Annotated in this window: 12 protein-coding genes; 3 read left to right on the top strand and 9 right to left on the bottom strand. The window is 59.4% G+C overall.

Annotation, left to right across the window (positions count from 1 at the left end; translation table 11 throughout):
* Window positions 1–325: 325 nt before the first annotated feature.
* Entirely contained in the window at window positions 326–1,360 is a 1,035-nt protein-coding gene (corA, locus tag GGE33_RS09910) for a magnesium/cobalt transporter CorA (protein ID WP_183822798.1), read from the top strand.
* A 78-nt stretch (window positions 1,361–1,438) separates the two neighbouring features.
* On the opposite strand, the gene GGE33_RS09905 is transcribed toward corA, so the two are convergent.
* Window positions 1,439–3,364, bottom strand: coding sequence for a methyl-accepting chemotaxis protein (locus GGE33_RS09905; RefSeq protein ID WP_183822796.1), 1,926 nt, complete (start codon window positions 3,362–3,364; stop codon window positions 1,439–1,441).
* A gap of 405 nt (window positions 3,365–3,769) precedes the next feature.
* Here GGE33_RS09905 and GGE33_RS09900 point away from each other — a divergent pair, with 405 nt between their 5' ends.
* Window positions 3,770–4,735: a YiiG family protein gene (locus tag GGE33_RS09900; protein ID WP_183822794.1), complete on the top strand. Its 966-nt coding sequence runs from the start codon at window positions 3,770–3,772 to the stop codon at window positions 4,733–4,735.
* 78 nt (window positions 4,736–4,813) lie between these two features.
* Here the strand turns inward: GGE33_RS09900 and GGE33_RS09895 are convergent, their stop codons facing one another.
* The 5 genes from GGE33_RS09895 to GGE33_RS09875 form a co-directional block, all read right to left on the bottom strand.
* On the bottom strand, window positions 4,814–6,121 hold the full coding sequence (locus GGE33_RS09895) for an alpha/beta hydrolase family protein (RefSeq protein WP_183822792.1): 1,308 nt from the start codon (window positions 6,119–6,121) through the stop codon (window positions 4,814–4,816).
* Window positions 6,122–6,286: 165 nt separating this feature from the next.
* The gene (locus GGE33_RS09890; RefSeq protein ID WP_183822790.1) at window positions 6,287–6,856 is read right to left on the bottom strand and encodes an RES family NAD+ phosphorylase; all 570 of its coding nucleotides are present in this window, start codon (window positions 6,854–6,856) and stop codon (window positions 6,287–6,289) included.
* Between the two features lie 92 nt (window positions 6,857–6,948).
* The gene (locus tag GGE33_RS09885; RefSeq protein ID WP_183822788.1) at window positions 6,949–7,776 is read right to left on the bottom strand and encodes an aldo/keto reductase; all 828 of its coding nucleotides are present in this window, start codon (window positions 7,774–7,776) and stop codon (window positions 6,949–6,951) included.
* Window positions 7,777–7,916: 140 nt separating this feature from the next.
* The gene (locus GGE33_RS09880) at window positions 7,917–8,954 is read right to left on the bottom strand and encodes an aldo/keto reductase (protein WP_183822786.1); all 1,038 of its coding nucleotides are present in this window, start codon (window positions 8,952–8,954) and stop codon (window positions 7,917–7,919) included.
* 21 nt (window positions 8,955–8,975) lie between these two features.
* Entirely contained in the window at window positions 8,976–10,163 is a 1,188-nt protein-coding gene (locus GGE33_RS09875) for an MFS transporter (protein WP_183822784.1), read from the bottom strand.
* A gap of 229 nt (window positions 10,164–10,392) precedes the next feature.
* Here GGE33_RS09875 and GGE33_RS09870 point away from each other — a divergent pair, with 229 nt between their 5' ends.
* A complete protein-coding gene (locus GGE33_RS09870) occupies window positions 10,393–11,286 on the top strand; it encodes a LysR family transcriptional regulator (RefSeq protein WP_183822782.1) in 894 nt (297 codons plus the stop codon).
* A 21-nt stretch (window positions 11,287–11,307) separates the two neighbouring features.
* Here GGE33_RS09870 and GGE33_RS09865 read toward each other — a convergent pair whose 3' ends face one another.
* From GGE33_RS09865 to GGE33_RS09855, 3 genes are all read right to left on the bottom strand, one after another.
* Window positions 11,308–12,804, bottom strand: coding sequence for a phospholipase D-like domain-containing protein (locus tag GGE33_RS09865; RefSeq protein ID WP_183822780.1), 1,497 nt, complete (start codon window positions 12,802–12,804; stop codon window positions 11,308–11,310).
* 63 nt (window positions 12,805–12,867) lie between these two features.
* The gene (locus tag GGE33_RS09860; RefSeq protein WP_183822778.1) at window positions 12,868–13,110 is read right to left on the bottom strand and encodes a hypothetical protein; all 243 of its coding nucleotides are present in this window, start codon (window positions 13,108–13,110) and stop codon (window positions 12,868–12,870) included.
* A gap of 207 nt (window positions 13,111–13,317) precedes the next feature.
* Window positions 13,318–14,085 carry a gamma-glutamylcyclotransferase gene (locus tag GGE33_RS09855; RefSeq protein ID WP_183822776.1) on the bottom strand — a complete coding sequence of 256 codons (768 nt, stop codon included), beginning with the start codon at window positions 14,083–14,085 and terminating at the stop codon, window positions 13,318–13,320.
* Between the last annotated feature and the right edge of the window lie 341 nt (window positions 14,086–14,426).

Raw genomic sequence — 14,426 nt, 5'->3', positions numbered from 1 at the left:
TCGGACCATCGCCGGTTGATCTGGGAAATGGCGACAAGATGAATTTATATTAGATTAGCCTAATTTACAAGTGATGATTGCTGGCAGCGAGGTCGCATCCTTGCCATTTTTCGACCGCCATCATTCCCATTGACTTTCCGGTGCGACAGGCCCATGTGAGCCTCAAAGCGGCTGCCCGTCCGGGCGTCGCTCTTTCAAAGGACAAACCGAGATGAACCCCGACAGTCGAAGTTCGACGTCAACAGATAGACCTGCCGCTTCGGGGCTCTGATCCGTTCTCTCGGTGATGCGCTCCGGGGACCAGATGGTCCGAAAAGGAGCCGTCATGCTGCGCATCCACGCCTATGACCTTGACCGCCTTGTACCTGCAGCCTTCGACCAATCGTTCGAAGGCGAAAAAGCTGTTGCGCAGACCGAAATTCAATCCGCTGAACGTAGCGCCTCCGTCGTCTGGTACGATCTGATCAGCCCGACCGCAGAAGAAGAACGCCAGGTCGGAGAATGTCTCGGCCTCGTCATACCGACCATGGACGAGATGGAGGATATCGAGCTTTCCGCCCGGCTCTATCAGGAGGACGGCGCCGAGTTCATGACCATGACCGTGCTGATACGCCCGGATGCCGGCACGCCGATCAAGGTGCCGGTCACCTTCATCATCAAGGGGCAGATCCTCGTCACCGTCCGTCATGCAGAACCGCGTCCGTTCGATGCCTTCATGGCGCGTGCCCGCAAGGCAAACGGGCTCGGCACGCATACGGCCACCGGCGAGCTGATCATGAGCGGTCTGGTCGAGGCGATCATCGACCGCATGGCCGATACGCTGGAAAGGCTCGGCGCCGATATCGACCAGATCTCCCGCGACGTCTTCGAAGCCAAAGCCTCGAAGGCCAACAAGAAGCAACGTGACCTGCAGGAACTGATCCGCGCCATCGGCCAGAAGGGCGAGTTCATCACCGTCGTGCGCGAAAGCCTTGTCAGCGTTTCCCGTGTGGTCGCCTATTATGCGGCGCTTGATGGCGTTGACCGCAAGCTTTCAAAGGAAGTCCGCCAGCGGCTTAAGCTGCTGCAGCGGGATGCCACCTCGCTTGGCGATCACTCGGCCTTCATGTCGAACAAGATCAATTTTCTGCTCGATGCGACGCTCGGCCTGATCAATCTGGAGCAGAACCAGATCATCAAGATCTTCTCGGTCGCCTCGGTCATGTTCCTGCCGCCGACGCTGGTCGCTTCCGTCTACGGCATGAACTTCGCCTATCAGCCGGAATTGCAATGGCATTACGGCTACCATTCGGCGATCATCATGATGATCTTCTCGATGGCCGTGCCCTATCTCTATTTCAAGCGAAAAGGCTGGCTGTAACGCCGGCCTTGAAATGAAAGAAGGCGGGGCATCGCTGTCCCGCCTTCCTGTCGTCTGGATTGTGCTGAACTGTGAGGCTCAGAATTCTTCCCAGTTCTGCGCCACGGCAGCATTGCCGGAAAACGCGCCTGCGACCTTGCGGGCGAGTGACCGGGCCGGCGAAGCGGCCGGGGCATCGTTTCTTGCCGCGGGGCGAACCGCTGCCGGCGCATGGCCATCGGCCAGCTTGAATTGCGCCAGCAGCGAATTCAGAGACGCGACTTCGCGGGCCAGGCTATGGCTGGCGGCAGTGGATTCCTCGACCATCGCAGCATTCTTCTGCGTGTCCTGGTCCATCTGGTTGACGGCGGTGTTGATCTGCTGGAGACCGGATGACTGTTCCTGCGAGGATTCGACGATCGCCGCGACGTTGCGGTTGATCTCCTGAACTTCAGAAACGATGTTCTTCAGTGCTTTGCCGGTCTCTCCGACCAGTTCCACGCCATTGCGAACCTGTTCATTCGAGGTCGTGATAAGCGCCTTGATTTCCTTGGCTGCATTGGCCGAGCGCTGCGCAAGTTCGCGAACTTCCTGTGCGACGACGGCAAAGCCCTTGCCGGCTTCACCGGCGCGTGCTGCTTCGACACCGGCGTTCAGTGCCAGCAGGTTGGTCTGGAAGGCGATATCGTCGATGACGCCGATGATGTTGCCGATCTCGCCGGAGGACTTTTCGATCTCCTCCATCGCCTTCACGGCGGTCTGGACGACTTCTCCGGACTTTTCCGCACCTTGACGGGTACGGGCGACAAGCGCACCGGCTTCGGAAGCACGCTTGGCGGCATCCTTTACCGTGGTGGTGATCTGTTCAAGTGCTGCGGCCGTTTCTTCCAGCGCTGCGGCCTGCTGTTCGGTACGCTTGGCCAGGTCGTCGGCGGCCGACTTGATTTCGTTGGCACCGGCATCGATGCCGCGGGCATTCTGGGCAACGCCGCGCATGGCTGCCTGCAGCTTGTCGGCCGAGGCGTTGAAATTGTGGCGTACGCCATCCAGCGTTTCGGTGAACGGCTTGCCGATCCGGTAGGCGAGGTCTCCGTCTGCCAGATGCGAAAGGCCATTTGCCAGGTTGTCGACCGCAAACTTCACGTCGGCAGCTTCCTTCGCCTTCTGCTCTTCGCGGGCGGCGCGTTCCTGTTCGGAAAGGCTGCGGTTGGCGCGGGCCTCTTCCTCGAGCTTGGCGCGCTCGATCGCATTGGTGCGGAACACGGCGACTGCTTCGGCCATATGGCCCACTTCGTCCTTGCGGCCGAGCCCCGGAACCTCCTGGTTCGTCTGACCGCCGGCAAGTGACGCCATGCGCTGGCGCAGCATGTCGATTGGACCGGAAATGCCGCGCGAGGCAACGAACAGCGAGGCGGCGATCGCAGCGGCAAACAGCACGCCGAGCGTCGTGATCAGGGTGATGAGGGTTGAATTGATTTGCGCTGTGATTGCGGCACTGTTGTCTAGTACCGTTTTGGTATTGGCAACATTCCAGTCCTTGAAGTCATCGCGGATCTTGGCGATGTCCGGATCGACCTGTGCAAGAACGACTTGTGCATCCTGCATCTGGCCCTGCTCGGTCAAGGCGACAGCCTTGTCCGTCATAGCCGTGATTGCAGCTGCGCGTGTTTCGAACGCCGCCAGGTCATTCGCCTGCTCGGGGATAAGCTGCTTGGCCGAACCTAGCAGCGTGCCGATAACCTTCTTGCCGCTTTCATAGTTCTTCTGCGCCACGGCGCGGAAGGCGGAACCCTGCGGATAGACCGTCAGCTGATAGGCGCTGTAGGCAACCGAGTTCATCGAGGTCGATGCGCGCGAAACCTGTGTCGCAGCGACGCTGTCTTCCGCGATGAAGGCTGAATATTGGCCGTCCGCCTGCTTGAAACTGTAGGCAGCCACACCAATCCCGGCCACACCGATCAGACAGACCGGCACGATCAGGGACAGTATCTTGGTTCTAATTGTCGCGTTTGAAAGAAAACTCATAGCATGCACCGTGAGAATGGACCGCGTGGACGCAGGTCGCCTGGGACGATCGGACAGGGGAGGGAAGGCACGAGTGGAAGCTATCGAGGCCGGGGAGGCGCGGGCTGGGCTTTCATGCAGGCCTGTCATGGGCTTGGCCGCACGCTATGGCAAGGTTGCTTAATCGCAATTTAATCAAATGCGCATGAAGCGAAAAAAATGTTGCGAAACTGAATATTTGTCAGGAAACAAAGTTGAAATTCCGCAGCGATGCAAATTGAGATTGATATGCGCAGCTTCGCTTCGGATTGACGGCACTCATTGTCTTGTAGATCCGCTATAAGTGCGAATTTTTGCAGTTGACGTTCTCGGCTTGAGCCTCAAATTCAGTCAGTTAATATTCTATGTCTTTCGGGGGTAATCAGAATGCGCATTTTCACGTCGAGGGCGTTTGCCGTCGCCGCGGTTTCGCTTTTGCTGCAGGTGCCGACGATGGCGCCGGTTCTCTCCGGCACGCCTGCTTTTGCCCAATCCTCCACAGCGCCTGAAGCGGAGGTTGACGTTTCCGACGCGGCGATCGTCAAGATGAATGCCTATGTCGAATTCTTGAACCGCTCCATTCGCGCCTCGGAATCGCTCGAGCGTTACGGTAGCTGGGTCGATATGAAGAAGGGGCCGACCGGCAAGGAGAGGGTCATTTATGGCCTCTACTCGCTTTATGACGTGCGCGACGAGATCGCAGCCGTCGAGCAGGCAGCCAAGGCCGATCCGAAAATGCCGGAACTCGATGCAGCCATGCTCGCCTATGTCGAGACCTACCAGAAGCTCGCGCCGGTGATCGAAAAAGCCAACAAATATTACGAGCGGCTGGACTACAAGTCCGACAAGATGGAAGGCGCGAAGGCCTACCATAAGGATATCGCAGCACTTGCTCCGACCTATGGGGAGCGCCGCGACGCTGCCGACCTGACGCTGCGGGCGGAAAAGGTGAAGCTCGACCTGGCGTCGCTCAAGGCTCTCGAACAGTCCGAAGGGCGCAAATCCCGCTGGCATGTCCGCAATGTCATGATCCGCGCCGAAGCGATGATGGACCTGATGCCGGACAACGAAAAACCGGTGGTCGACATGGCCGTTTTCAAGGGTGAGCTCGACGCCTATGCAAGCGCGGTGCGCGAATTCGACGACTATGCCATCGATCACCCGGACAGTTTCCACGTCTTCGAAAGCCGTCCGGCTTCGCTTCTCTCCAAACTGCGTGATCTCGACGAACAACTCCGAAAATTCAAGGGCGACGCCCGCAAGGCCGGCGGCAACGACATCGAGTGGATCGTCTCGGACTATAACACCATGGTAACGACCTCGCAGACGGCGACGACCTTTGCCAAGGACTGACTAGATCATTCGGCGCAAGTGCAAAGCCAGGCCCCTCTGGCCGACAGGGCAGAGGGGTATCGGCAGGTTCCGGTTTGCTTATTCCACCGCGGGCTCAAATTCCGGCAGCAGCTTGCAGGCCTCGTTATAAGTCTTGCGCTTCTCCTCGCAGAGCGCCGCGACGGACTGCTTGGTCGGCTTTTCGTTTCTGTCAATCCAGCTCAGCATGGCGGAAAACAGTGCCGCATATTGTGGCGTAGACAGTTTCGAATGCTCCGCCTCGTCGGAAAAATTCTGCTGCAGCAGGTCGCCATTGCCGGCCTTTTCCACCGTCTGGCGATAGATAGCCTCGTGATTGACGAACACCGTCGGGTCTTTTCTGGCGTGCAGCGTAATCGTCGGCAGGACGATCTGGCCGGTGAGATCGGCGTCGTAGACCATCGCCCGCTGCGCTTGCGGATCGGCCTTGAACCTCTCGACCCCCTTGTTCAGCGCCGCATCGTCATCCGATCCCTTGTACTGAACCTGCGAATTGTCGAACGGATTTTTCCCGTCCAGCCGTCTCCAGACGATATCCTGAAACATCCCCGTCGCCCAGGCGAGATGCGCCACCAGGGTCTTTTCCGGCACATGGGTGACCGCAAGAATATTGGCGAGGTTTCTTGCCTGCTCCGGTGATCGCTTATCCTTGGCAAGCGACAGGCCCGTGCATTCGTCGACGCGTTTTTCCAGCTCCTCGCGCTTCATCGAGGCGCCCTTTGGAAGTCCCTGCCAGACCGGGTATTGCACCTCGTCGGCACGCGGATGGTTCTTGCAGTAATACTGGTAGACGGCGCGCAGATCGGCGCGGAAGTCATAGCCGCGGCTTCCGCCTGCAAGCAGCCCGCTGGTCAGCACCACACCGTCGTAATTCTTGTGGCCACGCCAGTCGAGCGCATAAAGTTCGGCGGTCTTGGCGGCCACATTGCCGCCCCATGACTGGCCGTGTAGCAAAACTGTCTTCGGCTCCCCCAGCAGCCGCTCGGCGATGCGCCGCACATTGTCGGTGTCCGCGGCGGCCATCCGCACGCCATAACCCTGTCGGCGATAGTTGGACCCTGCCCAGGCATAACCCTCCTGAACCGTCACGGCGAAACGCTCCAGATCCTCCACCGGATCGTCGGGTTTCGGCTTGGCCGTCCGCGGCCCGCCATGGGCATGGACGACAAGCACGCCGTTCCAGTTCTTCGGCTTGGCGATCCAGTAATAGGCGCCGCGCATATCCCGGCCTGCGAAACACTCGGTGCCAGCGGGCAGGCTTTCGGGGCAATCCTTCGGTGTCGTTTCATCACCTCGCCGTTGTGCCGCAGCAGGCAGGCTTGTTGTGGCGATCACCGCCGCAGAGAGCAATAAGGTTCTGAAAAGCATAGAAAATTCCTCCTTATCCAGCCCGCTTGGAAAACTATGGCGATGGCCGGGGGAGGCAATGGTTGACCGAAACAGTCCGGCACAATGATGGCCTCTACTTGCCCGGATGGGTGATTTCTTTCCCAAATGCGAAACGAAACGGGTGCTTCCCCACCCATCCTGTCCTTAGTCGGTTCGGCTCCTGTCCCATGTCGGCTCTCCGGCGAGGAGAACGATCTCCACTGGCTCGCCGCATATCTCCACCTTCGGACCACCGCTTTCATTCCAGTAAAACAGGTTGAGATGCCATCCGCCCGGCATCTTGCGGGATCGATCGATAATCCCTCCCGCACCTGCGGCGCGGGCGATATCGGCATTGTGCCAGGAAGCAGGCTCGCGACCTTCCGCAATCGCTGCCTGCCACGGTTCGTTGGAAAGATCGCGCTCTATGCCGAATGCCCGGCATGCCTCTTCGTCATGCTGGTCGAGCACGAAGGCCTCGCCGATCCGGAGCGGCACCATCATGCGCGGCAGACCATTCTTTCGCATACAGCCGGAGACAGCCGCGATAGCGGATTCGAATGTCGCGCTCGTATAGAGAATTCTCTCGCCGGGACGATGATAACGGCCGGCACTTTTGGGATCGGGCGGATCGAGAATTCTGTCCAGCCGTTCTGTCGGCACCGAACGGAAGAAGCGGCCTTCCACCCGACGCAGGAGCGGATGCGCGGCGGCCGGATTTTTCTCTTCATTCATACGCCTGATACTCACAATCACCCGGACAAAAAAAGCTCCGGAGATGTTCTCTCCGGAGCGTCGATCATTCAACCCGAAACTGGGATCTGGATTTACTTATCCCATTCCGGCGCCAGATGGCCCGGATTGACGATACGGCCGTCCGGGCGGGCAAGTTTGTGAACTGCTGCCATCTCGTCTTGCGAAAGCGCGAAGTCGAAAATGTCGAAATTCTCCGGCAGACGGCTTTCCGTGGCGGTCTTCGACAGCGCGATCACGCCCTTCTGCTGCACGGCCCAGCGCAGCACCACCTGTGCGGCGGTCTTGCCATGCTTGGCGCCGATATCCTTCAGCACCTCGTCCTTCGGCACGGCGCCGTCGGCCATTAGGTAATAGGCTGTCACCGACATGCCGGTCTTTGCCGCTTCCGCCAAAACCTTGGTCTGGTCGAGATAGGGGTGATATTCGATCTGGTTGTTGACGATCGGTGCATCCGACAGTTTTACCGCTTCCGCCATCAGCGTGGTGGAGAAGTTGGAGACGCCGATATTCTTGACCTTGCCGGCCTTTCGCAGCTCGTTCAGCGCTCCGATCCGGTCAGCCAGCTGCATCTCGCTCTGCGGCCAGTGAAGCAGAAGAAGATCGACATGATCGGTCTTCAGCTTGGTCAGGCTTTCATCTACCGAAGCGATGAAGTCCTGGTGGCCGACACGATCGACCCAGACCTTGGTGGTAAGAAAAATGTCCTGCCGGGCAATGCCCGAAGACTTCAGAACATCGCCGACGGCGGCTTCGTTCTTGTAGATCTGAGCGGTATCGACATGGCGGAAGCCGAGCTTCAGGGCTTCCGGCAGGACGCGATGCACATCGGCATCGGGCATGCGGAAAGTACCGAAACCGAGGGCGGGGATATTTGCGCCGTTTGCGCTGACGTCGAACATGAAAACTCCTTTGAAAAGCGAAGCCCGGCCGAGACTAGACGAAAAGTGGCCGAGCCAGAAATGAAGCCCACTCTACATGGGCTGTTTGGCGGAGGGATCAACTGCGAGATTTTGTCGGATGCAGGTCCGTCTCGCGGTAATCACCCGGCAAGTGGCGGATTGAGCTTCGCGAACCCGTCCTGCCGGTAATAGGGGAAATGCGGATAAGGCACTGTCACCGCGCTTGCCGTGTCCAGCTTTGCGATCTGCTCTTTCGTCAGGGACCAGCCCACTGCGCCGAGGTTCTGCCTCAGTTGTTCCTCGTTGCGGGCGCCGATGATGACGGAAGAAACGGTCGGACGGGATATCAGCCAGTTAATAGCCACCTGCGGCACGGTTTTTCCCGTTTCGGCGGCCACGTCCTCCAGGGCGTCGACTACCCGGTAGAAATGTTCGTCCTCCACCGGCGGGCCGAAACTTGCTGTCTCATGCAGCCGGCTTCCCGCCGGGATAGGTTTTGAACGGCTGATCTTGCCGGTCAGCCTGCCCCAGCCGAGCGGGCTCCACACCAGCGCGCCAAGCCCTTGGTCTTCGCCGAGTGGCATCAGGTCCCATTCGTAATCGCGGCCGATCAGCGAATAATAGACCTGATTGGCGACATAACGGGTCCAGCCGTTCCTTTCCGCCGCTGCCAGCGATTTCATGATCTGCCAGCCGGAGAAGTTTGACACGCCGATGTAACGCAGCTTGCCGTCTCGAACGAGCCGGTCAAGCGTCGACACCACTTCTTCCACCGGGGTCGAAGCATCGAAAGCATGCAGCTGGAAAATGTCGATATGGTCGGTGCCCAGCCGTTTGAGCGCTTTCTCGACGGCTCCGATCAGCCGGGACCGCGACGAGCCCCAGTCGTTTGGCCCATCGCCGGCCGGCAGGCTGGCCTTGGTGGAGATCAGCACGTCGTCACGACGGCCCTTGATCGCCTGTCCCAGCACCTCTTCCGATGCGCCGTTCGAATAGACGTCCGCCGTATCGAACAGGTTGACGCCGGCTTCGAGGCAGATGTCGACGAGGCGGCGCGCTTCTTCGACATCCGTATTCCCCCATGCGCTGAACAGCGGGCCGGACCCGCCGAATGTTCCGGCGCCGAAGGAGAGGACCGGCACTTTCAAACCGGATTTTCCAAGTGTGCGATAATCCATGACCGTCATCCTTCCTAACTGTTATTCTGCCGGTGAAAGCTGGGCGGCATTGCCGCTGCGGCTCTTGTCCATGCGGATCGCGATAAGGGCGACTGCAAGGGCTGCGATCGGAACGAGGCCGGCAACCAGGGTAACCGATCCGAGACCGGGGCCATGGTCAATGACGGCGCCGCCGAGCCATGCGCCGATCGCATTGCCGAGGTTGAAGGCGGCAATGTTGAAGGACGAGGCGAGCCCCTGGCCGGCGCCTTCGGCCTTGGCAAGTACCCACATCTGCAGCGGTGCGACGGTGGCAAAGGCGGCCGCGCCGAACAGGGCAATCGCGATCACCATAAGCACCGGCTGGTGGATGACGACAGTCATGGCGAGGAGTACGACGGCAAGTGCGATCAGGCTGCCGACAATGGTCGGCATGAGGTGACGGTCTGCCAGCCAGCCGCCGGCAAGGTTGCCGATCACCAGGCCACCACCGAAGACGAGCAGGATCGGCGAAACTGCGGCTTCAGAGAAACCGGTAATCTGCGTCAGGATCGGCGCGATATAGGTGAAGCCGGCAAAAACACCCACCCAGGAGAGCACGGTGGTCAGAAGGCCGAGAAGAACGGCGCGGCGGCCGAGCACGGCAAGCACGCCCTGCGAGGCTTCTTCCTGTGTGTCGGATGCGTTGTCCTTCGGTACCAGAAGCGCGATCACCGCAAATGCTGCGACGCCGATCAGTGTCACGGCCCAAAAGGTCGAGCGCCAGCCATAGGCCTGACCAAGCCAGGTACCGAACGGCACGCCGAGAATGTTCGCGACCGTGAGACCGGTGAACATGATGGCGATGGCGGACGCCTTCTTGTTCGGCGCGACGAGACTGGTCGCAACCACCGAACCGACGCCGAAGAACGAGGCATGCGCAAAGGCGGTCAGCACGCGGGCGGCCATAAGCGTCCAGTAATCGGGCGCGATGGCGCAGGCGAGATTGCCGATGGTGAACACCACCATCAGCGCCATTAGCAGGGTCTTTTTCGACCATTTGCCGGAAATGGCACCGAGGATCGGCGCACCGATGACGACACCGAGCGCATAACCGGAAATAAGCAGGCCGGCAGCCGAGATCGAAACGCCGAGATCCTTGCTGACATCGATCAGCAGACCCATGATGACGAATTCCGTGACGCCGATGCCAAACGCACCGGCCGTCAACGCATAAAGAGCGAGAGGCATTGGGGTATCCTTGTCCTGATCCCTTGGGAGGAGGGGGCCAAGGGAAGATCATTCGATGCGCCGCAATATCGTTGCTAGACACTTGCCTGTGTAGCGACATAAATTGATAATCATCTGTGAAATGAAATCACAGGTGAGACGTCGAACGATTTGTTTTGATTTCGAGCGGCTGGATCCAGGCACAAAGAAAGATGCCGTGGGGTTAGCATCGGCAAGTTGAGAGGTTCCCTTGGACAACCGAGCCGGAGAAATGGAAGTCTTCGTCCTCGCCGCCGAGCTGAAGAGCTTTTCGGCGGCAGGCCGACGGTTGAAGCTGTCACCCTCGGCAGTCAGCAAGCTCGTCACCCGTCTGGAAGACCGGTTGGGTACGCGGCTCGTCGTGCGTTCCACCCGTTTGCTGCAACTGACGCCGGAAGGCGAAACCTATCTGGCCCGCGCCTCGCGCATCCTCGCCGAGATCGCCGATACGGAAGAGATCGTTTCCGGCGGCGGGCGGGCATTGCCGCGCGGTCCGCTGTCGGTCAATGCCTCCGTCGGCTTTGGTGAACTCTACATCCTGCCGATGACCCGCGAATTTCTGCAGCTCTTTCCGGATGTCCAGCTGGATGTCACGCTGACCGACGATACGGTCGATCTCATCCGCGAGCGGGTGGATATCGCCATCCGCCACGGACCGTTGCGCGACTCCTCGCTGATGGCGCGAAAACTCGGTCAGACCCGCCAGGTGGTGATTGCCTCGCCCGCCTATATTGCCGAACACGGCTTGCCGCAATCGCCGGCCGACCTTGAAGGGCACAACTGCATCAACTTCAATTTCCGCCGATCGGTCGAAGGCTGGCCGTTCCGCGATCCGCTGACCGGCAAGATCGATCTGCGCCCCGTATCCGGAAGCCTTAGGGCCTCAAGCGGTTCGATCATCCGCCAGTTCTGCGTTGATGGTCTCGGTATCGGTCGCGTCGGCCGCTTCCATGTGGAACCGGACATCCAGGCCGGCCGCCTCGTTCCCATATTGGAGGATTTCAACCCGGAAGATATCGAAGACATACACGCTGTTTACGCCGGGCATGAACATCTGGCCGTGCGCATCCGCGCTTTCATCGATTTTCTCGCGGAACGGTTCTGAACGCATCCTGCACGATGGCGTTCAGAGCGCTTTTTTCACCTTGTGCCCGAACTTCCGCTTGAGGAAGCTGGAAGTCCGATAACGCACGCCGGCAGGCCGCTCTGGATCGGCAATGTCGGATTCGGCAATCAGCTCCTCGTCCGCCGTCAGATCTCGCATCGGCACAGGCACAAGCCCGCGTCCACTGTCCCGGTTCAGCGCTTCGATTGCAGCGATGATCGACCCGCCATGGGCCGCGATCGCTGCCGAAACCTCCGACACATCGCGTCCCAGATGCTCGGCAATCAGGTCGTCCCGCGTGGCGATGATCTTGTCCGTGAGATCCGTCTGCCCTTCAGAAGCCTCCAGAATGAGGTCGCATTCTGTGTCATAGCCCATTGACCGGTTGTTCAGATTGGCCGAGCCGATCTTCACGATCCGGTCGTCGGCAAACATCATCTTGGCATGGACATAGATCGGCGTGCGCGCCGCATTGACCGGATAATAGAGGCGGAAACGGTTGTGGACGTCCGCCTCTCTGACCAGCTTCATCAGCCGGATACGTGCGCCGTCCATTGCCTTCGCTTCCAGAAACCCTTCGCAGCCTTCCGGATTGATCAGCACGATCTCCGGGCCGTCCGGTTCTTTCAGGCGCTCGGCCATGGCTTCCGCGATCCGCCGGGAAGCGAAATACTGGCTTTCCACATAGAGCGTCTTTTTCACCGCTGCGATGATCGCAAGCTTGGCGGTCTCGATCTCGACGACCTGTTCGCGACTGTCATATTCCGGTGCGGTGCGCGCAATACCGATGGCGATGTCGCGGAAACCGACATCGAGCCCCTCCGGCCAGGGTGTATCTTTCTGCGCCAGATCACGCGGCTCAGGCAGTTTCTCGTCCGTTGCGCGTTTCCATCGCATCCGCGCGATTTCGCCGAGCGCCCGCGCCGCCTCGCCGGAAAGACACGTTGTTGCATCATGCCAGGGGCCTTGCGCGAAACCCATGGGAGACTTGCGCAACGGTTCGTTTTCCGCATGGTCGCGCGTATCCCAGCGCCCGACCGTCATGTCGATCCCGCCGCAGAACGCCACCTCGTCGTCGATCACCAGCAGCTTCATATGATGCGATGAAATCGATGGATGCGCGCCGTCCAGCTTCAGGTTGATGCGTTTGTCGAACATCCATTTGAGAATGTAGAACGGCGTCTCTCCACGTGTGATCGAGTTGATCAGCCCGATATCCCATTTCAGGATGCGGATATCGAGATTTTCATTGCGCGCGGCGATCGCGTTGAGAAACTTGCCGAGCTGGTCGGGCAGTTCGTCGGAGGCCTTCCGGTTCCGTTGCCTGTCGTCGCCATTGCCAGGTATCAGGTCGATCCGCGTGTCGAAATCCCAGCCGATCAGGTAGATAGAGCGTTGTGCCTTTGCCATGGCGCTCTTGGCGTAACGAAAGAAGTCGGCGGCATCGATGATGATCGAAAGCCTGTCTGCCTGTGCGATCCGCCAGCAGGTCTCGCCTTCCTTCAATATGCTCTGCATCTGCCCCGTTGCCCGCCGTCAATTGATATCGACGGGCGCATATAGGGCGATGGCACAGGTCTTCTATGGGCAGCTGGCGGTGTTTCGAGGATCGGGGTCTTGCGCTGTCTTCTTGCTGCTCCGGCGGCTGGCAATGGCGACTGCGATTATGAGAAAGGGCCATGCAGTGGTCAGCAACAGCCCCGAAAACCGAGCCGCCGTCCACGGAAGGTTGCGCAACGCGCCCTCGATCAGGGTGATGACGAAGAAGATTTTCGCAATCAGCAAATAGAGGATAAGCGCCGTCGTCGTCACAGTTTCTGCCATTCTTTCTTCATGTATACGTATGGCTGGCCCTCTCGTGGAGTGCCCCGAACAGGTTTGTCGAGGGAGCCAGCCATTTCAGTCAAGGGCTGACAAGGCCCCTCAAGCGTTCAATCACGATCGAAGCGTGAGGTCTTCACCCATTTGAGGGATAGTACGCCGGGATGCACAGTGCGATGAGCCTCGATGCGAAGAGTGGAACCGCTGCCGTCAGGTAAGGCGCGCAGATGTGTAAGGCGACAGGGTGCCGGCCGCATTGGTAGGAGCTTGGAAGGCCGAGGCCCCGTGGACTGCTTCCACTTCCTTCGCCACCAGTTCCTGCAGCCGCCAGAGATTGCGGTCGCGAATGCCGAATTCCGCCAGATGGACCACGGTATTATAGAGATATTCGGCGCAGGAACCGCGATGCCCGCAGGCACGCGCCAGAATGGGGGCCACTTCTTCCAGCGGCAGTAGCGGCTTGACGATCCGCGGACTGTCTCCTCCCGCCCAGAATGTCAGGGCCGGGATCGTGCCGCCATCCTCCGTCCTGACCGGCAGAAAACGAAACGTCGACAAGCTGTCCTTATTGCTGAGTTCGCGCCTAAGCGCGCTTTCGATCTGCTCGCGCTTGTCGTGGTCGGCCACCCTGTAGATCAACCCGTCGCAACGTCCCCCGCGCGATAACATCATCATCAGCCCAGGTTGAGCGGGAGAGCCGCGTCCGCGCTCGATACGCAGCGAAAACGATCGGTGCCAGCCATAGGCGGTTGCGCGCTTGCACGCGATGGATGCGAAACCCGGTTTCCAGATCAGCGAGCCATAAGCGAAGATCCACAACGGCTCGTCACCGATTTCCTCGACCAGGCGCTCGGTCAGCGCCGTATAGTCGGCGTCGGTCAGCGGGGTCCAGGCCGCGGGCAACCCCGGATCTTCCTCCTCGCGAAAGCAAAGGTCGACCATCTGCTGGGTCAGTGACATTGGAGATGATTTGGGCATGGCGTTTATAGTGTCTAGACTTGTGGGATAGCAGCGAAGCTCAAAATTGCGCTGCCTTTACAGGCCTGTCAACGCAGTGCCGTCCCATGTTTATTCTTATTGCCGCATAGACGCCCGATTGTTCTGGTGAAAGATCACGGATCATGTCGGTCGATATAGATCCGTGAACGAAATGAAGAGGTGTCCCGTTGCGTTGGCTGTTTATCCTTGTTCTTGGCCTTTTGGTTGCATGCGTGCTGAGCATTATCTGGATGAATGATGCCAATCGATTTCCTGCTGGCGGCCATCTGCAAGGCGCAGACCCGACACAGCAGAACCCTTTGACCGGGCAGCCTCCCACG

This window comes from Aliirhizobium cellulosilyticum, assembly GCF_014198105.1.
Classification (GTDB): domain Bacteria; phylum Pseudomonadota; class Alphaproteobacteria; order Rhizobiales; family Rhizobiaceae; genus Neorhizobium; species Neorhizobium cellulosilyticum.
This window is presented reverse-complemented; position numbering and strand designations above follow the sequence as displayed.

Coding starts and splice junctions, on each gene's coding strand:
- corA (WP_183822798.1), top strand. CDS start 326: ATGCTGCGCATCCACGCCTATGACCTTGACCGCCTTGTACCTGCAGCC.
- GGE33_RS09905 (WP_183822796.1), bottom strand. CDS start 3,364: ATGAGTTTTCTTTCAAACGCGACAATTAGAACCAAGATACTGTCCCTG.
- GGE33_RS09900 (WP_183822794.1), top strand. CDS start 3,770: ATGCGCATTTTCACGTCGAGGGCGTTTGCCGTCGCCGCGGTTTCGCTT.
- GGE33_RS09895 (WP_183822792.1), bottom strand. CDS start 6,121: ATGCTTTTCAGAACCTTATTGCTCTCTGCGGCGGTGATCGCCACAACA.
- GGE33_RS09890 (WP_183822790.1), bottom strand. CDS start 6,856: ATGAATGAAGAGAAAAATCCGGCCGCCGCGCATCCGCTCCTGCGTCGG.
- GGE33_RS09885 (WP_183822788.1), bottom strand. CDS start 7,776: ATGTTCGACGTCAGCGCAAACGGCGCAAATATCCCCGCCCTCGGTTTC.
- GGE33_RS09880 (WP_183822786.1), bottom strand. CDS start 8,954: ATGGATTATCGCACACTTGGAAAATCCGGTTTGAAAGTGCCGGTCCTC.
- GGE33_RS09875 (WP_183822784.1), bottom strand. CDS start 10,163: ATGCCTCTCGCTCTTTATGCGTTGACGGCCGGTGCGTTTGGCATCGGC.
- GGE33_RS09865 (WP_183822780.1), bottom strand. CDS start 12,804: ATGCAGAGCATATTGAAGGAAGGCGAGACCTGCTGGCGGATCGCACAG.
- GGE33_RS09860 (WP_183822778.1), bottom strand. CDS start 13,110: ATGGCAGAAACTGTGACGACGACGGCGCTTATCCTCTATTTGCTGATT.
- GGE33_RS09855 (WP_183822776.1), bottom strand. CDS start 14,085: ATGCCCAAATCATCTCCAATGTCACTGACCCAGCAGATGGTCGACCTT.